Origin of the sequence: Sulfuricurvum sp. (assembly GCF_028712165.1) — a bacterium.
Taxonomy (GTDB): Bacteria; Campylobacterota; Campylobacteria; order Campylobacterales; family Sulfurimonadaceae; genus Sulfuricurvum.
In genome coordinates, this window is sequence record NZ_JAQTQR010000011.1 from 1 (window position 1) to 16,406 (window position 16,406).

Annotated in this window: 23 protein-coding genes; 14 read left to right on the plus strand and 9 right to left on the minus strand. The window is 44.4% G+C overall.

Going from position 1 to position 16,406, the window contains the following annotated elements; all coding sequences use genetic code 11:
• Positions 1-680, plus strand: a 680-nt coding sequence (locus PHP90_RS03045; RefSeq protein ID WP_299925056.1) for a 5'-nucleotidase, incomplete at its 5' end; no start/stop codon positions are given.
• Positions 681-694: 14 nt separating this feature from the next.
• Here the strand turns inward: PHP90_RS03045 and PHP90_RS03050 are convergent.
• On the minus strand, positions 695-1,411 hold the full coding sequence (locus PHP90_RS03050) for a pirin family protein (RefSeq protein ID WP_299925059.1): 717 nt from the start codon (positions 1,409-1,411) through the stop codon (positions 695-697).
• A 167-nt stretch (positions 1,412-1,578) separates the two neighbouring features.
• Here PHP90_RS03050 and PHP90_RS03055 point away from each other — a divergent pair, with 167 nt between their 5' ends.
• A complete protein-coding gene (locus PHP90_RS03055; RefSeq protein ID WP_299925062.1) occupies positions 1,579-2,121 on the plus strand; it encodes a YbhB/YbcL family Raf kinase inhibitor-like protein in 543 nt (180 codons plus the stop codon).
• A 15-nt stretch (positions 2,122-2,136) separates the two neighbouring features.
• Here PHP90_RS03055 and PHP90_RS03060 read toward each other — a convergent pair whose 3' ends face one another.
• Entirely contained in the window at positions 2,137-4,335 is a 2,199-nt protein-coding gene (locus PHP90_RS03060; protein WP_299925065.1) for a SulP family inorganic anion transporter, read from the minus strand.
• An 80-nt stretch (positions 4,336-4,415) separates the two neighbouring features.
• Here PHP90_RS03060 and PHP90_RS03065 point away from each other — a divergent pair, with 80 nt between their 5' ends.
• Entirely contained in the window at positions 4,416-5,297 is an 882-nt protein-coding gene (locus PHP90_RS03065) for a DMT family transporter (RefSeq protein ID WP_299925068.1), read from the plus strand.
• 7 nt (positions 5,298-5,304) lie between these two features.
• Here PHP90_RS03065 and PHP90_RS03070 read toward each other — a convergent pair whose 3' ends face one another.
• Positions 5,305-5,610, minus strand: a complete 306-nt coding sequence (locus tag PHP90_RS03070; RefSeq protein ID WP_299925071.1) for a hypothetical protein — start codon at positions 5,608-5,610, stop codon at positions 5,305-5,307.
• A gap of 156 nt (positions 5,611-5,766) precedes the next feature.
• Here PHP90_RS03070 and PHP90_RS03075 point away from each other — a divergent pair, with 156 nt between their 5' ends.
• The 6 genes from PHP90_RS03075 (at position 5,767) to PHP90_RS03100 (ending at position 11,261) form a co-directional block, all read left to right on the plus strand.
• Positions 5,767-6,204 (plus strand): MarR family transcriptional regulator, encoded by a 438-nt coding sequence (locus PHP90_RS03075; RefSeq protein WP_299925074.1) that lies wholly within the window; start codon positions 5,767-5,769, stop codon positions 6,202-6,204.
• Entirely contained in the window at positions 6,201-7,622 is a 1,422-nt protein-coding gene (locus PHP90_RS03080; protein WP_299925078.1) for an efflux transporter outer membrane subunit, read from the plus strand. The genes PHP90_RS03075 and PHP90_RS03080 overlap by 4 nt, the downstream gene beginning before the upstream one ends.
• Before the next feature lie 36 nt (positions 7,623-7,658).
• Positions 7,659-9,776 (plus strand): FUSC family protein, encoded by a 2,118-nt coding sequence (locus PHP90_RS03085; protein WP_299925081.1) that lies wholly within the window; start codon positions 7,659-7,661, stop codon positions 9,774-9,776.
• The gene (locus PHP90_RS03090) at positions 9,767-9,967 is read left to right on the plus strand and encodes a DUF1656 domain-containing protein (RefSeq protein WP_299925084.1); all 201 of its coding nucleotides are present in this window, start codon (positions 9,767-9,769) and stop codon (positions 9,965-9,967) included. Before PHP90_RS03085 ends, PHP90_RS03090 begins: the two co-directional genes overlap by 10 nt.
• 9 nt (positions 9,968-9,976) lie before the next feature.
• Positions 9,977-10,879, plus strand: coding sequence for an HlyD family secretion protein (locus PHP90_RS03095; protein WP_299925087.1), 903 nt, complete (start codon positions 9,977-9,979; stop codon positions 10,877-10,879).
• A 73-nt stretch (positions 10,880-10,952) separates the two neighbouring features.
• Positions 10,953-11,261 (plus strand): hypothetical protein, encoded by a 309-nt coding sequence (locus tag PHP90_RS03100; RefSeq protein WP_299925090.1) that lies wholly within the window; start codon positions 10,953-10,955, stop codon positions 11,259-11,261.
• Between the two features lie 9 nt (positions 11,262-11,270).
• Here PHP90_RS03100 and PHP90_RS03105 read toward each other — a convergent pair whose 3' ends face one another.
• The 6 genes from PHP90_RS03105 to PHP90_RS03130 form a co-directional block, all read right to left on the minus strand.
• A complete protein-coding gene (locus PHP90_RS03105) occupies positions 11,271-11,612 on the minus strand; it encodes a hypothetical protein (RefSeq protein WP_299925092.1) in 342 nt (113 codons plus the stop codon).
• Between the two features lie 2 nt (positions 11,613-11,614).
• Entirely contained in the window at positions 11,615-12,010 is a 396-nt protein-coding gene (locus PHP90_RS03110) for a 4Fe-4S dicluster domain-containing protein (RefSeq protein WP_299925095.1), read from the minus strand.
• Between the two features lie 76 nt (positions 12,011-12,086).
• Complete coding sequence (locus tag PHP90_RS03115; RefSeq protein ID WP_299925098.1) at positions 12,087-12,470, minus strand: NifB/NifX family molybdenum-iron cluster-binding protein; 384 nt, start codon at positions 12,468-12,470, stop codon at positions 12,087-12,089.
• A 10-nt stretch (positions 12,471-12,480) separates the two neighbouring features.
• A complete protein-coding gene (locus PHP90_RS03120) occupies positions 12,481-12,855 on the minus strand; it encodes a 4Fe-4S dicluster domain-containing protein (RefSeq protein ID WP_299925102.1) in 375 nt (124 codons plus the stop codon).
• Between the two features lie 3 nt (positions 12,856-12,858).
• Complete coding sequence (locus PHP90_RS03125) at positions 12,859-13,311, minus strand: TOBE domain-containing protein (protein WP_299925106.1); 453 nt, start codon at positions 13,309-13,311, stop codon at positions 12,859-12,861.
• Between the two features lie 9 nt (positions 13,312-13,320).
• Positions 13,321-14,211 carry a NifU family protein gene (locus tag PHP90_RS03130; RefSeq protein ID WP_299925110.1) on the minus strand — a complete coding sequence of 297 codons (891 nt, stop codon included), beginning with the start codon at positions 14,209-14,211 and terminating at the stop codon, positions 13,321-13,323.
• Between the two features lie 198 nt (positions 14,212-14,409).
• Between PHP90_RS03130 and PHP90_RS03135 the strand changes: the two genes are divergently transcribed.
• The 5 genes from PHP90_RS03135 to PHP90_RS03155 are packed head-to-tail and all read left to right on the plus strand — an operon-like array spanning position 14,410 to position 16,350.
• Positions 14,410-14,805, plus strand: coding sequence for a NifB/NifX family molybdenum-iron cluster-binding protein (locus tag PHP90_RS03135; protein WP_299925113.1), 396 nt, complete (start codon positions 14,410-14,412; stop codon positions 14,803-14,805).
• On the plus strand, positions 14,798-15,025 hold the full coding sequence (locus tag PHP90_RS03140) for a hypothetical protein (protein WP_299925116.1): 228 nt from the start codon (positions 14,798-14,800) through the stop codon (positions 15,023-15,025). Before PHP90_RS03135 ends, PHP90_RS03140 begins: the two co-directional genes overlap by 8 nt.
• Positions 15,022-15,621 (plus strand): hypothetical protein, encoded by a 600-nt coding sequence (locus PHP90_RS03145; protein WP_299925118.1) that lies wholly within the window; start codon positions 15,022-15,024, stop codon positions 15,619-15,621. Before PHP90_RS03140 ends, PHP90_RS03145 begins: the two co-directional genes overlap by 4 nt.
• A 19-nt stretch (positions 15,622-15,640) precedes the next feature.
• On the plus strand, positions 15,641-16,126 hold the full coding sequence (locus tag PHP90_RS03150) for a hypothetical protein (RefSeq protein WP_299925120.1): 486 nt from the start codon (positions 15,641-15,643) through the stop codon (positions 16,124-16,126).
• Positions 16,123-16,350: a hypothetical protein gene (locus PHP90_RS03155; RefSeq protein ID WP_299925123.1), complete on the plus strand. Its 228-nt coding sequence runs from the start codon at positions 16,123-16,125 to the stop codon at positions 16,348-16,350. Before PHP90_RS03150 ends, PHP90_RS03155 begins: the two co-directional genes overlap by 4 nt.
• The last annotated feature ends 56 nt before the right edge of the window (positions 16,351-16,406 follow it).

The window sequence follows — 16,406 nt, forward strand, 5'->3', positions numbered from 1 at the left end:
CTCCCGAAACGGGACTTCGGGTACTCCATACCGTTCGGCAGATGAATCTGCCGATCTCACGGTCGGCATTTACGGCAGGAGAAACCGTCGTCGATTATCTGGATGCATTCGATGTCGATCTCTTCCTCACGACCGATGTAGCCGATGCACAGCAGGTGATCGACAGCCGTACCTGCGCCGCCGCCGTCGTCAAAGCCCCGCCCAAACAGATGGATTCGATCCCGGAGGGGCAAGTTAGGATCGCGTTTGACGGTGATGCGGTTCTGTTCGATGAGAGCAGCGAACTCCTCTTTAAACAACACGGCATCGAAGCGTTTCATGCCGCAGAAGATGCAGCGCAGAATACGCCTCTGGGAGAAGGACCGTATGCGACGCTGCTCAAAAAACTCTCACGTCTCCAAGACCGCCTCCCGATCCGTGTCGAGTATTCCCCTATCCGTATCGCCATCGTCACGGCACGCAACTCGCCTGCTGAGATGCGGGTGATCAAAACACTGCGCGAATGGGGAGTCTATGTGGATGAAGCGTTTTTTCTCGGAGGGGTGGAAAAGAGCCGTGTATTAAAAGCGTTCAAACCCCATATCTTTTTCGATGATCAGGATGTCCACCTCGACAGTGCTTCACACGATGTGCCATCGGGAAAAGTACCTTATCACAGCGATTCATTGCTCAATAAATGAAAATTGTTTTGCTTTTACGGTCTGTCCAACGGTACATCGAATAAAATCAAATGGGCATCTTTTTCTGCCCTGATTTCAAAAGTATCATCACAGATAACTTGAAGTTCATCGCGATGTTTGAGCGTTTGCCCGCATACATTTACCTCTCCGTCAATCACCAATAGAAGTCTGCCGTGTCCCTTTTTGGTTGAATCCGACACAAGGGTATGTCCGGGAAATAAACGGGCCGTCTTAATGCACACATCTTGATTTATCTGCATTGATTTTTTACGCCCGTCACCGCTCACAATGAGAGACCAGCGGTTCATTGTATCCAGACCATTGCAATCGCGCTGCTGGTAATATGGCGGCAGCCCTTTTTCTTTCGGATGAATCCATATTTGGAAAAGTTCTACCCTCTCTGTCGACGATGGATTAAATTCGGAGTGCTGAATACCGCTTCCAGCCGACATATACTGTATCTGACCGGCAGAAATGATACCTCGATTGCCAACCGTATCTTCATGTTCGAGCGAACCTTTCAATACAATCGTAATGATCTCCATATCTTGATGAGGGTGCATTTTAAAACCCCCTTCCGGTTCGATAATATCATCATTGATAACACGCAGGGCACCGAATCCCATTCGATCACGGTTATGGTAATCGGCAAAACTAAAACTGAATCTGCTGTGCAACCAGCCGTGTTCAGCGGATCCCCGTTCATCAGCTTTATGAATCACTGTTCTCATTTTAACCCCCTTTTAGACAAGAGTTTGTACACCCTACCCCGATTTTGGTGTTGCTTTTATTGTTAATTTTATCATACTTATATAAATTATTCCTTGCATAATATAATATAAAGAAACCGTTTATTTCATGATGTTACAATATGCATAATTTATCATAGGAGTTTTAAATGCGTCTTTTATCTTTGATTACAAGTATCCTATTGGCAGGTACAACTTCTCTGATAGCAGGAGAATTCACTCTGCACAGTAATGATCTCTCCGGCCAATTGACCAAAACTCAGGAATTCTCCGGATTTGGATGTGACGGACGGAATATCTCTCCCGAACTGCATTGGAGTGATGCCCCTAAGGGGACAAAAAGTTTCGCCGTAACGGTCTATGATCCTGATGCTCCGACGGGGAGCGGATGGTGGCATTGGGTTGTCGTCAATATCCCTGCATCGGTGACATCCCTTCCGTCTGATTTTGGCAATATTGCAAAACCTCAAAAGCTCAATGTCATCCAAACCGTTACCGATTTCGGCAAAGCCGGATTCGGCGGAGCCTGCCCGCCTAAGGGCGATCATCCTCATCGTTATATGTTTACCGTCCATGCGCTCAATGTCGATCATCTCGATTTGGATGAGAAAGCCTCACCTGCGTTGGCAGGGTATATGATCAATGCCCACTCGATCGGCAAAGCGACAATGGTATCGTATTACGGACGATAATTCCTGCACCGTTTTCTAAACATCATACTCTTCACCAAGTTCAGAGCGAGTCAGTCTAAGCCGCTCTGCCAATACGGCAGCGAGTGAGAGCATAAAATGGAAAGATGCTTTTTTATGATGTTCGGAAAACAGATCGAAAGATTCGCGTGTTATACAATAGACATCGGTATCCGCTCCGGCGATGCTGTTGGTGTAATGCGGCACCCCTTCCAAAAATGAGAACTCTCCGAAAAAATTATTCTTTCCTACCGTACTGAGGTGAACACTCTTACGCTCCGGATAGGGGAGCATAATACGAACCAAACCGCGTCGAATCAGAAATATTTCCCCGTTTCCTTCACCTTGGTTATAAATGACTTCCCCTTTTTTGTACGATCTACACTCAACCAAACTGCGGATCTCATCAATCGTATCCGTTTTACGCCCTTTGAAAAGGTCAAACTCCCCTAATTCCAGAGGCAGCTCAGCACTGTCTTCGGCAATCGTTTCACCTATAATTTTATCTTCCGTCCATTCGATTGCATCATCAAGATCATCAAACACTTTGATCGGGCTCAAGTGTTTTAAAAGTCCGACATGATTGAAATAACTCTCCACATCTTCACCTGTCGGTAACTTGTGAGGCAATCGGCATAAAAGGAGATAGCCCTCTTTATCGTGAAGAATATCTTTAATCTGCAAAAGAATATGGGCAGCCGTCAAATCAACCGTCTGAACCCGCTTCATATCGATAATGATGTATTTTTTGCTTTGTAAATCCTCGCGCAGCATCGTATAAAGCTGATTGGCCGTTCCGAAAAAAAGGCTTCCGTGCAGTTCATAGATAGAGAATTCATCTCCTTTTTCACGTAATATAGCATTCTCCTCCTTGCTTCGGACGATTTTACTCCGAGCATCCGTTCCGTCTTGATGCCGATAAACAACCGAGGCCCCTATCTGCTGAATGATATACAAAAGAATCGCCAGCAACAATCCGACCCCGGCAGCAGCAATCAAACTAATGGTGAGGGCACTGATCGCCACTGCAACAATAATAAAAAAGTCCAAAGCCGTTTGGCGTGTTCGAAGGAGTTTGAAACTATGACGGTCTATCATCCGAAATCCGACTACAATCAAAATCCCTGCCAATGCGGCAACCGGAATCCATGCGACAAACGAACCCAAAATAGCAAATGCGATAATGGCCGTAATCCCCTCAATGAGCCCTGAAAGACGGGTCGTAGCACCGCTGGTCAAGTTGACCATCGTCGCCCCCATCATCCCCGATCCGGGCATACCGCCGACCAATGCTGTGAGGATATTACTCGAACCTTGCGCTATGAGTTCTCTATTCGAATTGTGAAACGAGTGGGTCATTGAATCCAACACGATGCAGGTTTTCAGCGTATCGATCGACAGTAATGCCGCTAAAGTCAATGCCGGAAAAAAGAGCAGATAGAAATCATGCCATGACAGATGCAGCATCTCTTGAAAATGGCGCATCAGAGAATGGATAAAATCACTGCTTCCTGCATTGCTTCCAAGCTCTCCGATGACAAACGGGTTGTTAGGCTGAAGCAAAGCAGGATCAATCATCCCAAGAGTAAAATACGCAACCACACCGACAGATAATGCAATTATAACCGCAGGAATGATCCGGAACAGTCGATCCGCATAGAGCATCGTCCCTATCGTTATGAGCCCTACAGTAATACTCTGCCATTGCCACAGGGCCGGGTATTGGAGAGATTTCCAAAAATGTACTCCCTGAGGAATACCCAAAAATTTGGGGGTCTGTGATGCGACAATATACAAACCGACTCCGCTGAGATAACCGCTGACGACAGGAAAAGGCATGTATTTGATCAAGCGTCCCAATCCGACAGCACCGAAAAGTACCTGAAAGATACCGGCGAGAAGTGCGACGACCATCAGCATAACGATGATCAAATCAGGACCGAAATCAAGATTAGTGTAATTGAGGGCAAATGCGGATAAGACTGCTGCTGCAGGGGCACTCGGAGCGGATATCAGGCGGTGTGTTCCCCCGGCCAACGATGCCGTGATACCAATCACCGCAACCCCTAAAATCCCGGCTATCGCGCCGTAGGCACCGTAACTTTCTCCCATCGTTGCATAAATGGTCACACCAAAAGCGATAGCTGAGGGCATCGCCACCAGCATTGCGGCGGTTCCACCCCAAAAATCACCTGCAAAATTAGCTGTTTTAAACATCAAAGCAATCCCAAAAGTTTCTAAAATTATAAAAGAAATCTATTGTACCCAAAAACCGATATCATGGTACAATCCCATCCATGAAAACAGACCGTACCGATACCCGCAGAGGCATAACCTATATGCTGTTTGCCTCTTTTTTGTTTGCTCTTACCATGTTGTTTGCAAAACTCCTCTCAAGCTCGATGGGCTCGGTTGAGGTAACGTTTTGGCGCAACGCTATCGGTTTGATTGCGATAGGGATGTTTGTTCTTCGAAAACCGATGCAAAATGTCGGCGGCAGACCGTTTACCCTCGTCTTTCGCGGAGTTATAGGAACCCTGGCTCTTTTGACATTTTTTTACACTATCAGTACTTCTACTCTCTCAAATGCCATTGTGTATGCCAAAACAGAACCTATCTTCACCTCGTTGCTCGCCTTTTTCCTGCTCGGTGAAAAATTAAAATTACCTGCCATATTTTCGGTATTCATCGGGTTTGCAGGCGTCGCGATGTTGAGCGGTATGAACATGGGGTATCTCCATATTATGGGAATTTTGACGGGGCTGCTCTCTGCATTGGCCTACACGAGTGTCCGAAGCCTTAAAGCCTATTATGACGAGCGTACCGTCGTCCTCTCCTTTATGCTCTCCGGTGTACTCATCCCGGCGCTTTTAATGATTATTTCGGAATACACTACCTCTGAACTCTTTGCCTTTGCCCTCTCAAGATTTACCATCCCTCACGGTGTCGACTGGATTTGGATCATACTGATGGGAATTGCGGCAGCATATGGACAGATCTATATGACACGTGCCTATTTCTATGCCAAAGCGGGGATCGTCAGTACGGCAAGCTACTCCGTCATACTGTTTGCGACATTGTTCGGAATGATGTTGGGAGATCTCCTCCCGACGCCGATGGTTATTGCGGGAGGATTTTTAATCGTCCTTAGCGGAGTGATTCTTTCACGACAAAAATAGAATATCCTTACAATTTTTTTTCTATTTTATCAGCGATTGAATTCCCTAAACGATCCAATGGGGTATCATTCATTTGATCCTCAAAGCTTTTTGGATGAGTTTTAGTAGTGATATTTTTCTCAATATTAACTGTTTGATTCGACTCTTTTGAAACCTCTTCAGATACATTATTTTCTCTTGCTCTCTCTTCCAAATAGGAATCCAGAAAAAATGCTTTAAACATAAGCAAAACAATCGCCAAAATAATCAAATATACAAATTTCTGCATTAAATCTTTCTCTCCAAATTCAATATTATTAATTATAGAAGACATATTATCCAATATTGTTAAATAAACTAAAAAAAATAGATAGAAATAGAACAATTTAAGCTCTCTTAGAAAGAGAATATGATTACTTATATAATAGTTATTATAATAAGTATTTAAGCTCTGCTGTTCTACAATCCCGAAAATTTAATAAGGATTGTCATGAGTTTCGAATCCGACAAGTCAATAGGCTTTCTCATTGCGAAAGCACGAAATGTCCTCAAAAATGAATTCGAAAAAGAGCTCAAACCCTATTCTCTATCCTATGCTCACCGTATTATTCTCATTCGATTATGTGAAAAAGACGGTTTGACCCAAAAGGATTTGGCGGAAGATACCTATTTCGAACAGTCCAACCTTACCCTGATGCTCAATAAGTTGGAACTCAAAGGGCTGGTCGAGCGGGTTCAAAAAGAGAGTGACCGAAGAGCGTATCTCGTAACCATTACCCCTAAAGGGAGAAAGCTGAGAAATGCATTGGTTCAAATGGGTGAAAATGTAATGGAAAGAGCGTTACACGGAGTCAATGATACACAAAAAACAGAACTTGCGAAATTGCTGCAATCCGTTCATGAAAATCTAAAAAGTACAAAACAATGAGATACAAAAGGCAACTTCTTGCACTGCTGCCGATTCTGTTACTGAGCGGCTGTGTACCAAAAATCAATAAAGCCGAACCGATTTCAGACAATACCGTCACAAGTGATATCGAAAAAAATATCACTATGTATGATACTGCCGATACTCAACTCGTACGTGATTGGTGGAGAGGCTATGGAGATACGCAGCTCGACACAATCATTGCTGAAGCATTGTCGAATGCTCCGACACTTAAAAGCGTTGAAGCACGATATTCTCAGGCCAACAGTATCATCCAAAGCGTTGAGTCGCGCAATATGCCGCATCTTGCTGCAAAGGCAAGTGTTATCCGAGAACGCTTCAGCGAAAACCATATTTTCCCGGCACCTTTGGGAGGAAGCACGAACAATCAGTATCAGCCCTCATTGACTCTCGATTATGATTTTGACTTTTGGAATGAGCGCGGATCGCGAATACTTGCGGCAAAAAACAATGCGTACGCCCAAAAAGCAACGATCGAAGCCTCCAAAATCGCTTTATCAAGCGCCATTTGTGAAACCTATCTCTCATGGAATTTTGATGAGCAAAAGCTGACTGTTTTGAGCACTTTGGAAAAAACAACAACGGAAGAACTCGCCATCATCACCAGACAGCATCGCCTCGGACTGATCGATGCTACCGAAATCAACACTAAAAAAAGTGCCCTTTCCCAAATAACACAACGGATAGCGGAACTCCATCGTGTGATTGAAGGGAAAAAAGAGAGTATCTGCGTATTGGCGGGGTTTCTCCCCTCTTATGCCGAAAGGATGAAAACTCCTCATATCACCAATGCATTCAGTGCCCCTGTGCCGAAAGAGATAATGCTCAATCTCCTCGCACACCGTTCAGACGTTACTATCGCTAAATACATAGCGCTGAGCAAAAGCCAAATGATCGAGAATGCCAAAGCCAAGTTTTACCCTAATATCAGCCTCTCCGGGCTTATCGGGTTTACCTCTTTCAGCTGGGCAAGACTGTTGGATCACTCCTCATACACTCCCTCTGCAGGTGTCGCTCTTTCGTTGCCGCTATTGGATTGGGGTGAGAGAAATGCGAATCTCCAAAGCAATGTAGGCGACTACAACAGCTCTGTATACGATTACAACCAAATCGTAATAAAAGCAGCGAATGAAGTTGTCGTATTGCTCAAGCAATCCAAACTGATCGAGTCCCAACTGCAACTCCATCATGAGGATATGGATGCCCGCAATGCAAACGTAGCCATCAGTCGTAAAAAACACCAACTTGGATTGAGTAATAAGCTCCCATACCTTTCCGCCCAAAAGACAACGTTTGAGGGGGAGATTGAAACATACTCATTGATGGATACGAAGGCTTATATTCAAATCGAATTGATCAAATCTTTAGGCGCGGGATATCGCGACACAAAAGAGTAATCGATGCATGCTCTAAAACTCCCATTTATACTGCAAATGAGACAAGCATCCCTTGAGTGGCTTGAAACAGACGCACCGATTCTCATTTATATGGTCAAAGCTACCATTGCCGGATTGATCGCCCTTTGGATATCTATGAAACTAAACCTTCCGGATCCCCGAACCGCTATTTTTACCGTTTTTATCGTTATGCAGCCTCAGAGCGGTCTGGTTTTTTCCAAAAGCTATTATCGCGTCGTCGGAACGATCGTCGGTGTAGGGATCTCACTGCTTATGATGGGATTCTTTGCCCAGGATCCGATCTGGTTTATCACTTTCTTTGCGATTTGGATCGGTATTTGTACCGCGGCAGGATTCAAATACCGCAATTTTCAGGCGTATGGATTTGTTTTAGCGGGATATACACTCTGTATCGTAGCGCTGCCTGTTATCGAAACGCCGTTGGAAGTATTTGACATTGCCGTTTCCCGATTTTCCGAGGTGGTTGTCGGTATCATGTGTGCAACAATCATCAGTGATATCCTCTTCCCGCGCCATCTCTCCGACTCACTTCTCTCCGCTGAACGTGAACGTTTCGGAAATGTCCTCTCTACCCTTGCCGATCCTGATTCGATTTTCGGCACTAAAGAAGACGTACAAGCTCAGGCAACGAGATTCTCAAGCGGTGTCGTCGGTCTCAATGCCACCCGAATCAATAGCGCTTATGAGAGCGGAGCCGATCGAAAAGACCGCCAACATTCGCAACACCTCAATCATGAGTACATGAATTTATCGACAACCTTCCACTCTCTTAAAAATATGGTTCGAGCCATTGAGCCGCAAACATCGCCGGAGATGATGAGCACTCTTATCGATTTGTATGCTCCGATTGCTTCAAGTCTGAGAAGCTTTCGCACCAATACCTTTTCAGCCGACGATCTGAATCGTATCATACAGGAGCTCTTAGAGGCAAAAAATACCATCGGTGAGCGTGTTAAAGTTGAACAAGAGCATTTAAAACCGGTTTTGGATGAAGATTCCTATGATGCTTTTACATCCACAGCCTATTTGATAATTCGACTCTTAAGTGAACTTCATATCCATTGTGTCACCTACCTTTCACTACTCAAACACCGTTTATCGGGCAGTACTTCTACAGAATTAAGCCGTGTCGTACGCTTTTCAACCCATACGGACAATGTCCTTGTCGGCCTTGCAGCACTGCGTGGCAGCGGCGTTTTGTTAGTAACCATGGGATTCTGGATCGCTACCGGATGGCCTTATGCAACGCAAACCATCACACTCGCCGTCGTTATCGGACTGTTGATCGGAACCCTGCCGAGTCCGCTGGATGCCGTTATCAATTTTTTCAAAGGAGGAATTACCGCCGTCATTTTCGCAGCAGTGTACGATTTTTACATCATTCCGGAGTTCACCTCCGATCTGTTGACTCTGAGTCTGGTGCTGGCTCCGGTTTTGGCGCTCGTTGCATGGTGGACAACTCAGCCCAAATGGAGCGGTTTTTCACTCGGTTTTGTCTTTTTGTTTATGTACGAATGTGCCCTCGACCCGTATTACAAAATCGATCCGACCAAATTTATGGAGAGTGCACTGGCCTATTTGATCGGAATCGTTTTTGCCGGAGCAGCTTATCTGCTTGTCAATTTTTGGTCTTGTTCATTGACGCAGCAAAGGGTAGCCAAAATATTGAGACGCCAAATCGTAACCGTTTGTGAAGGGGAGTTGACGCTTCAGCGCAGTGCATTGGAGAGTACCGGACGTGATCTCGTACAGCAATTTTCGACCCAAGGACGCCTGAATATGCGTTCGAGCCGTCTTGTTTTTGAATGGCTGCTGTTGACGTTGGAAATCGGTCGTGCAATTTTGTCAATCCGACGAAGTCTGGAGCGGCTCTATCCTCACTATCGCCACAAAAGTATCGATAACGCATTGGAATCGATCCGAATATTTTTCGATACACCGTCTGAATCGGTACGTAAAGGATTACTTATCACACTGAAAGATTCCCTTCATGAACTGCGAATAAATGAATTACCGAATGAAAAAGTGCAGTCCAATCGATTACAAACAGTGATGAATGAACTTGCGCTCATCCGTACCGTATTGTTGAATATTGATTCATTCCCTGTGGTAACGGAGGATTCATGCCGCTAGATATAACATTGTTCGGTATCCAAATGCCGACCCTTTTACCTATTTTTGCACTCAGTGCCGTGTTACAGATTTTGGTTGATCGCGTCATGTCTGACACCGGTTTTTACACGTATGTTTGGCATCCTGGGCTGTTTCGTACCGCCGTATTTGTCTGTATTTTTACCCTTCCGTGTCTATTGATTTATCGTTAAAGGAACACTATGAACAAGAATAACAAACGCACAAAGCTACTCCGATTTTTAATTACGTTTTCGGTTGTTTCATTGGCCGTCTTTTTAGGGCTTATGCTATGGCATAACTATATGAATTCCCCTTGGACACGGGATGGTCGCGTTCGTGCCGATGTCGTCATGATTGCACCCGATGTCAGCGGATTGGTCAGTGACCTCCGAGTCAAAGACAATCAGGAAGTACATCAGGGCGATATTCTGTTTCAAATAGATCAAGTCCGATTTCAGCACGCTTTGCACGCAGCGCAAGCCATAGCGCAAACACGTAAAGCAGAATATGAGATGAAAAAACACCAATCAGCACGACGCAACGCAGCAGATGATGAAATTATCTCTGCAGAAAACCGTGACGATGCGCTTTATGATGCCCAAATCGCACATGCAAAATATGAGGAGGCAATGGCACAGGTCGAGACTGCGAAACTTGATTTGGAACGCTCCACTGTCCGTGCCCCTACGGATGGCTGGATATCCAATCTTCTGTTTCGTAAAGGCGACTATGTACAAGCAGGTGAGAAACGTTTAGCCCTCATTACCAGCGGCTCATTTTGGATATATGGCTATTTTGAAGAACATAAACTCTCATTGATTCATGTTGGAGACAAAGCAAAAATGAATATGTTAGGAACAAAATACACGGTCAAAGGGCATGTTGAAAGCATCGCACGAGGGATTTCCGACCGCGATAATACGACAGACGGAAGACTTTTGGCCAACGTCAATCCGATTTTTACCTGGGTACGTCTTGCTCAGCGCATCCCCGTTCGTATCCATATCGACGAAGTTCCTAATGGTTTAACACTTTCTGCCGGTATGACCTGCTCGGTCAGTATTATCCCAAACAAATCTGACAAAAGGAGTGCTGCACAGTAATAACACTAACCGCAATGGCACTTAGTCGCCTCTTTCGAGGCAGAAAACAAAATAGATACAAAGGAAGTAAATTATGAAAAAGGTACTTAAAATAGTTTCATCGTTGATGGTTGCAGGAGTTATTTCATCATGTTATGCCGATAGTTATACAGACGGCAAAAAAGCTTTTGAGGAAAAAATGTATTCGAAATCAGTCGAAGCATTTACTCAAGCATGCAGTGAAAATAATTTTAAAGGGTGTTATGAACTGGGTAAAATGTATGAAAACGGCATGGGAGTAGCACAAAACAAATACGAGGCCGGTACCTTGTATGCACAGGCTTGTAGAGGCGGAGAATCATTAGGATGCAGCAATATGACCCTAAGCTATGATACTCCCTGAAAAATAAATTCAGGCAGTAAGCTGTGCTATGAGTAAAGAAGCCCGAACAGAAGCTTTAAAAGATTTCATTTTCTCTTGAGTGATGATGGCCATAGCCATTTCACGCTCTTTTTTGATCTTTGCATAGAGAGATGCTGTAGGTGTGCTCCGAGCTTCACGGATCAAGGCATGAACACTTTCATCGAATATTTGACTCTCATATGGACTAAGAGCATCATAAAGTGCCATAAAAACGGCTCTCTGCTCATCATCCATTTTGCATGAGTCATCCGTGATCTTTAAAGCGACCGTAACGGAACAATCTCGGGAGAAAATATCAAGATCAGAAGCAACCTTTTCGATCGGCTTCACGCTCACCCTACTTCTTCGAGATCTTCCGGCTCTTCTTGAACAACATGCCCGACACCGCGCATCTCATTCGGAATATCTTTACGATATTTTTTCTCTCTAAATGCCGGAGATTTAGGAACACCGTTTTTCTCTCCGAGTTTATACATCTCTGCATTTAAGAAATGCGCATCAAACTCTTTGGTATACGGCATATCCCATGTAATACATCCGATACTCGGACAAATCGCAGCACATTGTGGATCATCATACACACCGACACACTCGATACACTTCTCCGGTTGAACGTAATAGCGTTTATTACCGGTAGGGTTGTTCATATCATCCACGATCGCATTGACCGGACATTGTTGCAAACACGCATCACATGTGATACAGGTATCATCAATAATTACAGACATTTTATCTCCTTAGCAAATCTGCCCCAAAGGGGCAAGCTTTAGTGCCTTAGCGGCAAGCGTAGCTATCTGGATGTATTCAGATAGCGTTATTATCTTTGGACGTGTGAACAATACGCTGTAACCACGGCGGCGGATTGCCCAGTAAGAGCTCTTGAAGTTTGACGATCGTCTCATCGATTCGATCGTTTTCTCCAGAGCGCATCGGATATATTTTTGATGCCAACACCATTTTAGAAGCGGTTGGCCCGATTTGAGAGCAGTACATAATGTCTGCTTCTTTGACCGTACTTATTTTATAAGCCAGTTTTTCGTGTTCGTCTTCAATCGCATCTTGGGAACTGTCCAATGTTTTGACAAATTCGGCACTATCTTCGGTGATGCGGTAAAGCTCAAAACTCTTCGACCATCCAAAATGCTGATTGACAGTGATCCCATCCGATGAAGCAAACGCGATAAGCATGACTTATCCTTTAGACCGCTACTGCTTCACGCGCTTCGCGAGCTGCAATAGAGATATCATCACGGAAGGTTTGCGGAGCAACTTCCGGAGTCAAAACACCACGTTTTTTACTTGAACCAATAACATACTCAGAACTGTTGACATAATAGTCATTGTACTCTGCTGTATACGGCATATCCCATACGATACAACCCTCAGTTGGACATTCCGCTGCACAGGCAGGTGTTTCTGCATGACCCACGCACTCAATACATTTTTCCGGTTTTACATAGGTATATTCCCAGTCATCACGCGGTGAATCGCCTTCACTTGCGATTGCTCCTACAGGACATACTTCGACACAAGCGTCGCAGTTGATACATAAATCAGTTATTAATACAGCCATAATTTACTCCTTGGTGGCTAGATATAATTTGTCTTTGCAATTTTCATACGAGGTTGAATCCAATACCGGAAGAAGTTTGATATCGACGGCTTTAAGCAGCAAAGTTACCGAGCACCCCTCACAAAGTTCCATCCGCTCAAACGCATCGGTTGTTATGAGAGAATTGAGTTTCCCGCATGGGGTATCGACACTCACTTCACTGAGAACCAAACCCTTACGAAAATGTTGCAATTCTCCGCTCAAGTGATTTTCGATCGATACACTTCCCTCTTTGCTTCCGGTGCAAAGTGCAATTGCCGCTTCTTGGATACGGCACTCGACTTCATCACCGATACGAAGCCATTTCGGTGCTTCGGTTTTCAGCAGTTTCAAATCCGTATTGTTTACCCGTACGGTAATGCAACTGAAAAACTCATCGCTTTTGATATCTTCAACCCGTGCAACCATCGCATTCATAACACCCTCCTACCAAAGATAGATAACGATTCTTTTATCAATAACGTTTTCGAATTGCTCTAAAATCATTCCTGCTGTGGAAGTCGGCCCAAGATGACATCCCGAACACGCTCCCAAATAACGAAGCCAGATTTCAGGAGTATCTCCGCTGACATAATTTACAAGTTCAACCCCGCCGCCGTCACTTGCAAGTATCGGAGCGAGATTTTCAGCAATGACCATTTCGACTTTGGCCCGTTGAGAAGATTCATCCATCATCCGAAATGCGACATTTATGTCGGACGCATCATTTTGATTACTGACATAGGTGAGGAGAGCATGGGCCTGAGCTTCTCCGGCATGAGCCGCTTTGATCATCCATTTCATAGAGTTCACTATATCGTCGTTGCGCAACAAGATTCCGAGTTTCAGTTGTGCGGTCGGCATATTCGCTTCAGCCGCAACCGTATAATGACGGATTGACAGATCTTTATCCGCCGTTACACCGATCCCATTTTCGTACATTCCGCCCAGATAAAACGATGCCGTTTCATGCCCCATGGATGCAGCACGTTCAAACAGAGTAAATGCGGTAGAAATACTTTTAGCGACTCCGAATCCTTTGACATACATGGTTCCGAGGTTAACCATCGCATCCGGGTTAGTATGAACCAACCCTTCCCAGATCGATTTTGCAACCATATAATCTTTGCGATCATAGGCAGCAATCGCTTCCTCCATCAATGATTGTGCTTCCATATTTTTCTCCTCGTTTCGTTTTAAATTTCTACGTAAATCGCTCATAGCCTCGTCATAGGTATCACCATACCCTTTGACTTCCGGAAAATCACAACTATAAATCTCATAACCGTCACCCTCTTCATTACTGAAATAGTGATAATGGGTACGAAGTTCATCCATCGTTAACTCTTTTATTTATTTTGAACACAATCGGAGCAAAGCCCCGATTTGCTACGCTAGCCGCTATGGCACTAAAGCTTGCCTCATAACGAGGCAGAATTTTCATCTCTACTTTAAATTTCTACCTTGCAATTGCCGTTCTAAATGCTATGAATAAAAAATGCATAACCGTTTTAAAATACACACAAAGGAACAGCAATGATCGCAATCCCTGTGGAATCCGATAATGGTACCCCTATGAGTACCAAGCTCTTCGGTAACGCTAAATTTTTTGCTATGGTTGAACCCTCCGGCAAGGAGTACACCATCATCCCAAACGAAGGCTGCGGTAACGGTATCCAAACGGCTAACTATTTGTTAGAGCAAGGTGCTTCGTCAGCTTTATACGGTTTTTTAGGAGACGGACCATTCCACGTTATGGTTCGTGGAGGAATGGACGTTTATTGGCTTGGAAAAGAGACGATGCCTCTGAACAAAGCCATAGAAACCGCACTTTCTGAGTCGTTAGTACACGTCACGACAGAAAATGCCGCGCTCTACCTTGATCCGGGCACTGCCGCCGGTGCGTGCGAATGCGGGTGTACCCATGACTGAAGTTATCACATCCGAGATGGAAGAAATTCGTCGCCTAATCGCCGAAACCGTCGCTAAACGCAATGCCCTTAAAACCGAAATGGCACAATGGTACGAAGCACACAGCAAACGCTTTGAGCGAACCAATGAGCTCATCACTGTTGATTCGACGTTGAGTGAACTCGATAGCCATTACAAACGTTTATGGGATTATCATAACGGCCGTTCAAGAGCGTCATGAGCACCTTTTCATCCGATGGACGTCTGCTTACCGATATCGGTGAAATCGACCAATATCGGCGGATTTTAGACAAAGACAGCGTCAAAAGCGGTGAACCCCATTGGGCAAGTATGGGGAAAAATACGATCACCCTGTTTCAGGTTTTGATCGATCAGGATTTGACCCATTTGGTGATGGTTCTTCGCCATTATCCCAAATACATTGAGGCGGTGTGTGAACATTTTCGTTATGCTTACAGTTACAGCGAAAACAGTGCAAATATTGACGCGGCATCCGAACTTTTGGAGATGGGCGAACCCTATTTCACACGACAATTTGTCCGTAATGTCATGCGAAAACTCCCTCGGATCGAGAGTGATGATCGTGATGCGTTACAGACCTTTATCGATCAGATTAATGAGAATCAACACCGATGGCATCCGATTATTACGATGCATTATCGCGCTATGATTAAACATGCAATTAATCAATCCCTCCTCCATCCGCTGCAACGGATTGTTCTGGAGAAAAAAATTGCTTCGATACAAGAAGTGATCACCTATGATTACGAAGCGAGTGATCGTGATTCGAATCTTGATATACCGTATATGACATAAACTTAAGGAGACTATTATTATGAATGAAAAACTACGAAGTGAAGTTTTAAAACACGCACGAAACGCTTTTGAACGGGCATGTACATTACATGATAATGAACGCATCGAAGTGTATGTTTATGATGGTGAGGTCAAAACAAGCGACGTTTTAAGCGAAGATGAAAAAATCGTTTACAGCCCAAACCGTATTTTATGCTATCAGGTATGGGGACATGATTACCTCGAAGATGAAATCAGTGCGTGGATCGATCATGCCCGCCAAGAGATCAGTCCTAAACCGCTTGAAGAGAGTATTGTCGAAACTCTAAACAACGTTGCCGCTGCAAAAGGTGTATCAAAAGACGAAGTGAGTTCATATGAAGTATTTGCCAACCTGCGAATGGATCAAATCGAACAGATCGAACATGCCATTATCGAATACTGGTGGGACAACAAAGAGATCGAAAATGCGAAGTCATTGGCATTGCTACAAATCGACGAAGCCCTAGAGAGTATGGAAGGATGATCCTCACGCTCCGTTCTTTGGCGGATACCGTACATATCGATATTACCGCAGATCAGTTCAAACGTCTGCGCGATCCGCAGATCACTAACGATGAAATTAGTGACATTGCCGCTTTATGCGGCTGTGATGCTGCATTATTAAAAGAATATGTTGATGATCTGAAACGTGCTATGAAAGAGACGATAGAGCTTGATGGATCGTGTGATTATTCCGATCATCTTTAAAAATATATTGATAATTTCCTTCTAATATATGATATAATTGAGAATTAATTATATTA

Excerpts from the sequence above, each read along its gene's own strand:
- PHP90_RS03070 (WP_299925071.1), bottom strand. The coding sequence starts at position 5,610 with ATGTCTTCTATAATTAATAATATTGAATTTGGAGAGAAAGATTTAATG.
- PHP90_RS03060 (WP_299925065.1), bottom strand. The coding sequence starts at position 4,335 with ATGTTTAAAACAGCTAATTTTGCAGGTGATTTTTGGGGTGGAACCGCC.
- PHP90_RS03155 (WP_299925123.1), top strand. The coding sequence starts at position 16,123 with ATGATCCTCACGCTCCGTTCTTTGGCGGATACCGTACATATCGATATT.
- PHP90_RS03080 (WP_299925078.1), top strand. The coding sequence starts at position 6,201 with ATGAGATACAAAAGGCAACTTCTTGCACTGCTGCCGATTCTGTTACTG.
- PHP90_RS03100 (WP_299925090.1), top strand. The coding sequence starts at position 10,953 with ATGAAAAAGGTACTTAAAATAGTTTCATCGTTGATGGTTGCAGGAGTT.
- PHP90_RS03095 (WP_299925087.1), top strand. The coding sequence starts at position 9,977 with ATGAACAAGAATAACAAACGCACAAAGCTACTCCGATTTTTAATTACG.
- PHP90_RS03050 (WP_299925059.1), bottom strand. The coding sequence starts at position 1,411 with ATGAGAACAGTGATTCATAAAGCTGATGAACGGGGATCCGCTGAACAC.
- PHP90_RS03075 (WP_299925074.1), top strand. The coding sequence starts at position 5,767 with ATGAGTTTCGAATCCGACAAGTCAATAGGCTTTCTCATTGCGAAAGCA.
- PHP90_RS03115 (WP_299925098.1), bottom strand. The coding sequence starts at position 12,470 with ATGCTTATCGCGTTTGCTTCATCGGATGGGATCACTGTCAATCAGCAT.
- PHP90_RS03065 (WP_299925068.1), top strand. The coding sequence starts at position 4,416 with ATGAAAACAGACCGTACCGATACCCGCAGAGGCATAACCTATATGCTG.
- PHP90_RS03150 (WP_299925120.1), top strand. The coding sequence starts at position 15,641 with ATGAATGAAAAACTACGAAGTGAAGTTTTAAAACACGCACGAAACGCT.
- PHP90_RS03145 (WP_299925118.1), top strand. The coding sequence starts at position 15,022 with ATGAGCACCTTTTCATCCGATGGACGTCTGCTTACCGATATCGGTGAA.
- PHP90_RS03135 (WP_299925113.1), top strand. The coding sequence starts at position 14,410 with ATGATCGCAATCCCTGTGGAATCCGATAATGGTACCCCTATGAGTACC.
- PHP90_RS03130 (WP_299925110.1), bottom strand. The coding sequence starts at position 14,211 with ATGGATGAACTTCGTACCCATTATCACTATTTCAGTAATGAAGAGGGT.
- PHP90_RS03125 (WP_299925106.1), bottom strand. The coding sequence starts at position 13,311 with ATGAATGCGATGGTTGCACGGGTTGAAGATATCAAAAGCGATGAGTTT.
- PHP90_RS03090 (WP_299925084.1), top strand. The coding sequence starts at position 9,767 with ATGCCGCTAGATATAACATTGTTCGGTATCCAAATGCCGACCCTTTTA.
- PHP90_RS03140 (WP_299925116.1), top strand. The coding sequence starts at position 14,798 with ATGACTGAAGTTATCACATCCGAGATGGAAGAAATTCGTCGCCTAATC.
- PHP90_RS03110 (WP_299925095.1), bottom strand. The coding sequence starts at position 12,010 with ATGTCTGTAATTATTGATGATACCTGTATCACATGTGATGCGTGTTTG.
- PHP90_RS03085 (WP_299925081.1), top strand. The coding sequence starts at position 7,659 with ATGAGACAAGCATCCCTTGAGTGGCTTGAAACAGACGCACCGATTCTC.
- PHP90_RS03120 (WP_299925102.1), bottom strand. The coding sequence starts at position 12,855 with ATGGCTGTATTAATAACTGATTTATGTATCAACTGCGACGCTTGTGTC.
- PHP90_RS03055 (WP_299925062.1), top strand. The coding sequence starts at position 1,579 with ATGCGTCTTTTATCTTTGATTACAAGTATCCTATTGGCAGGTACAACT.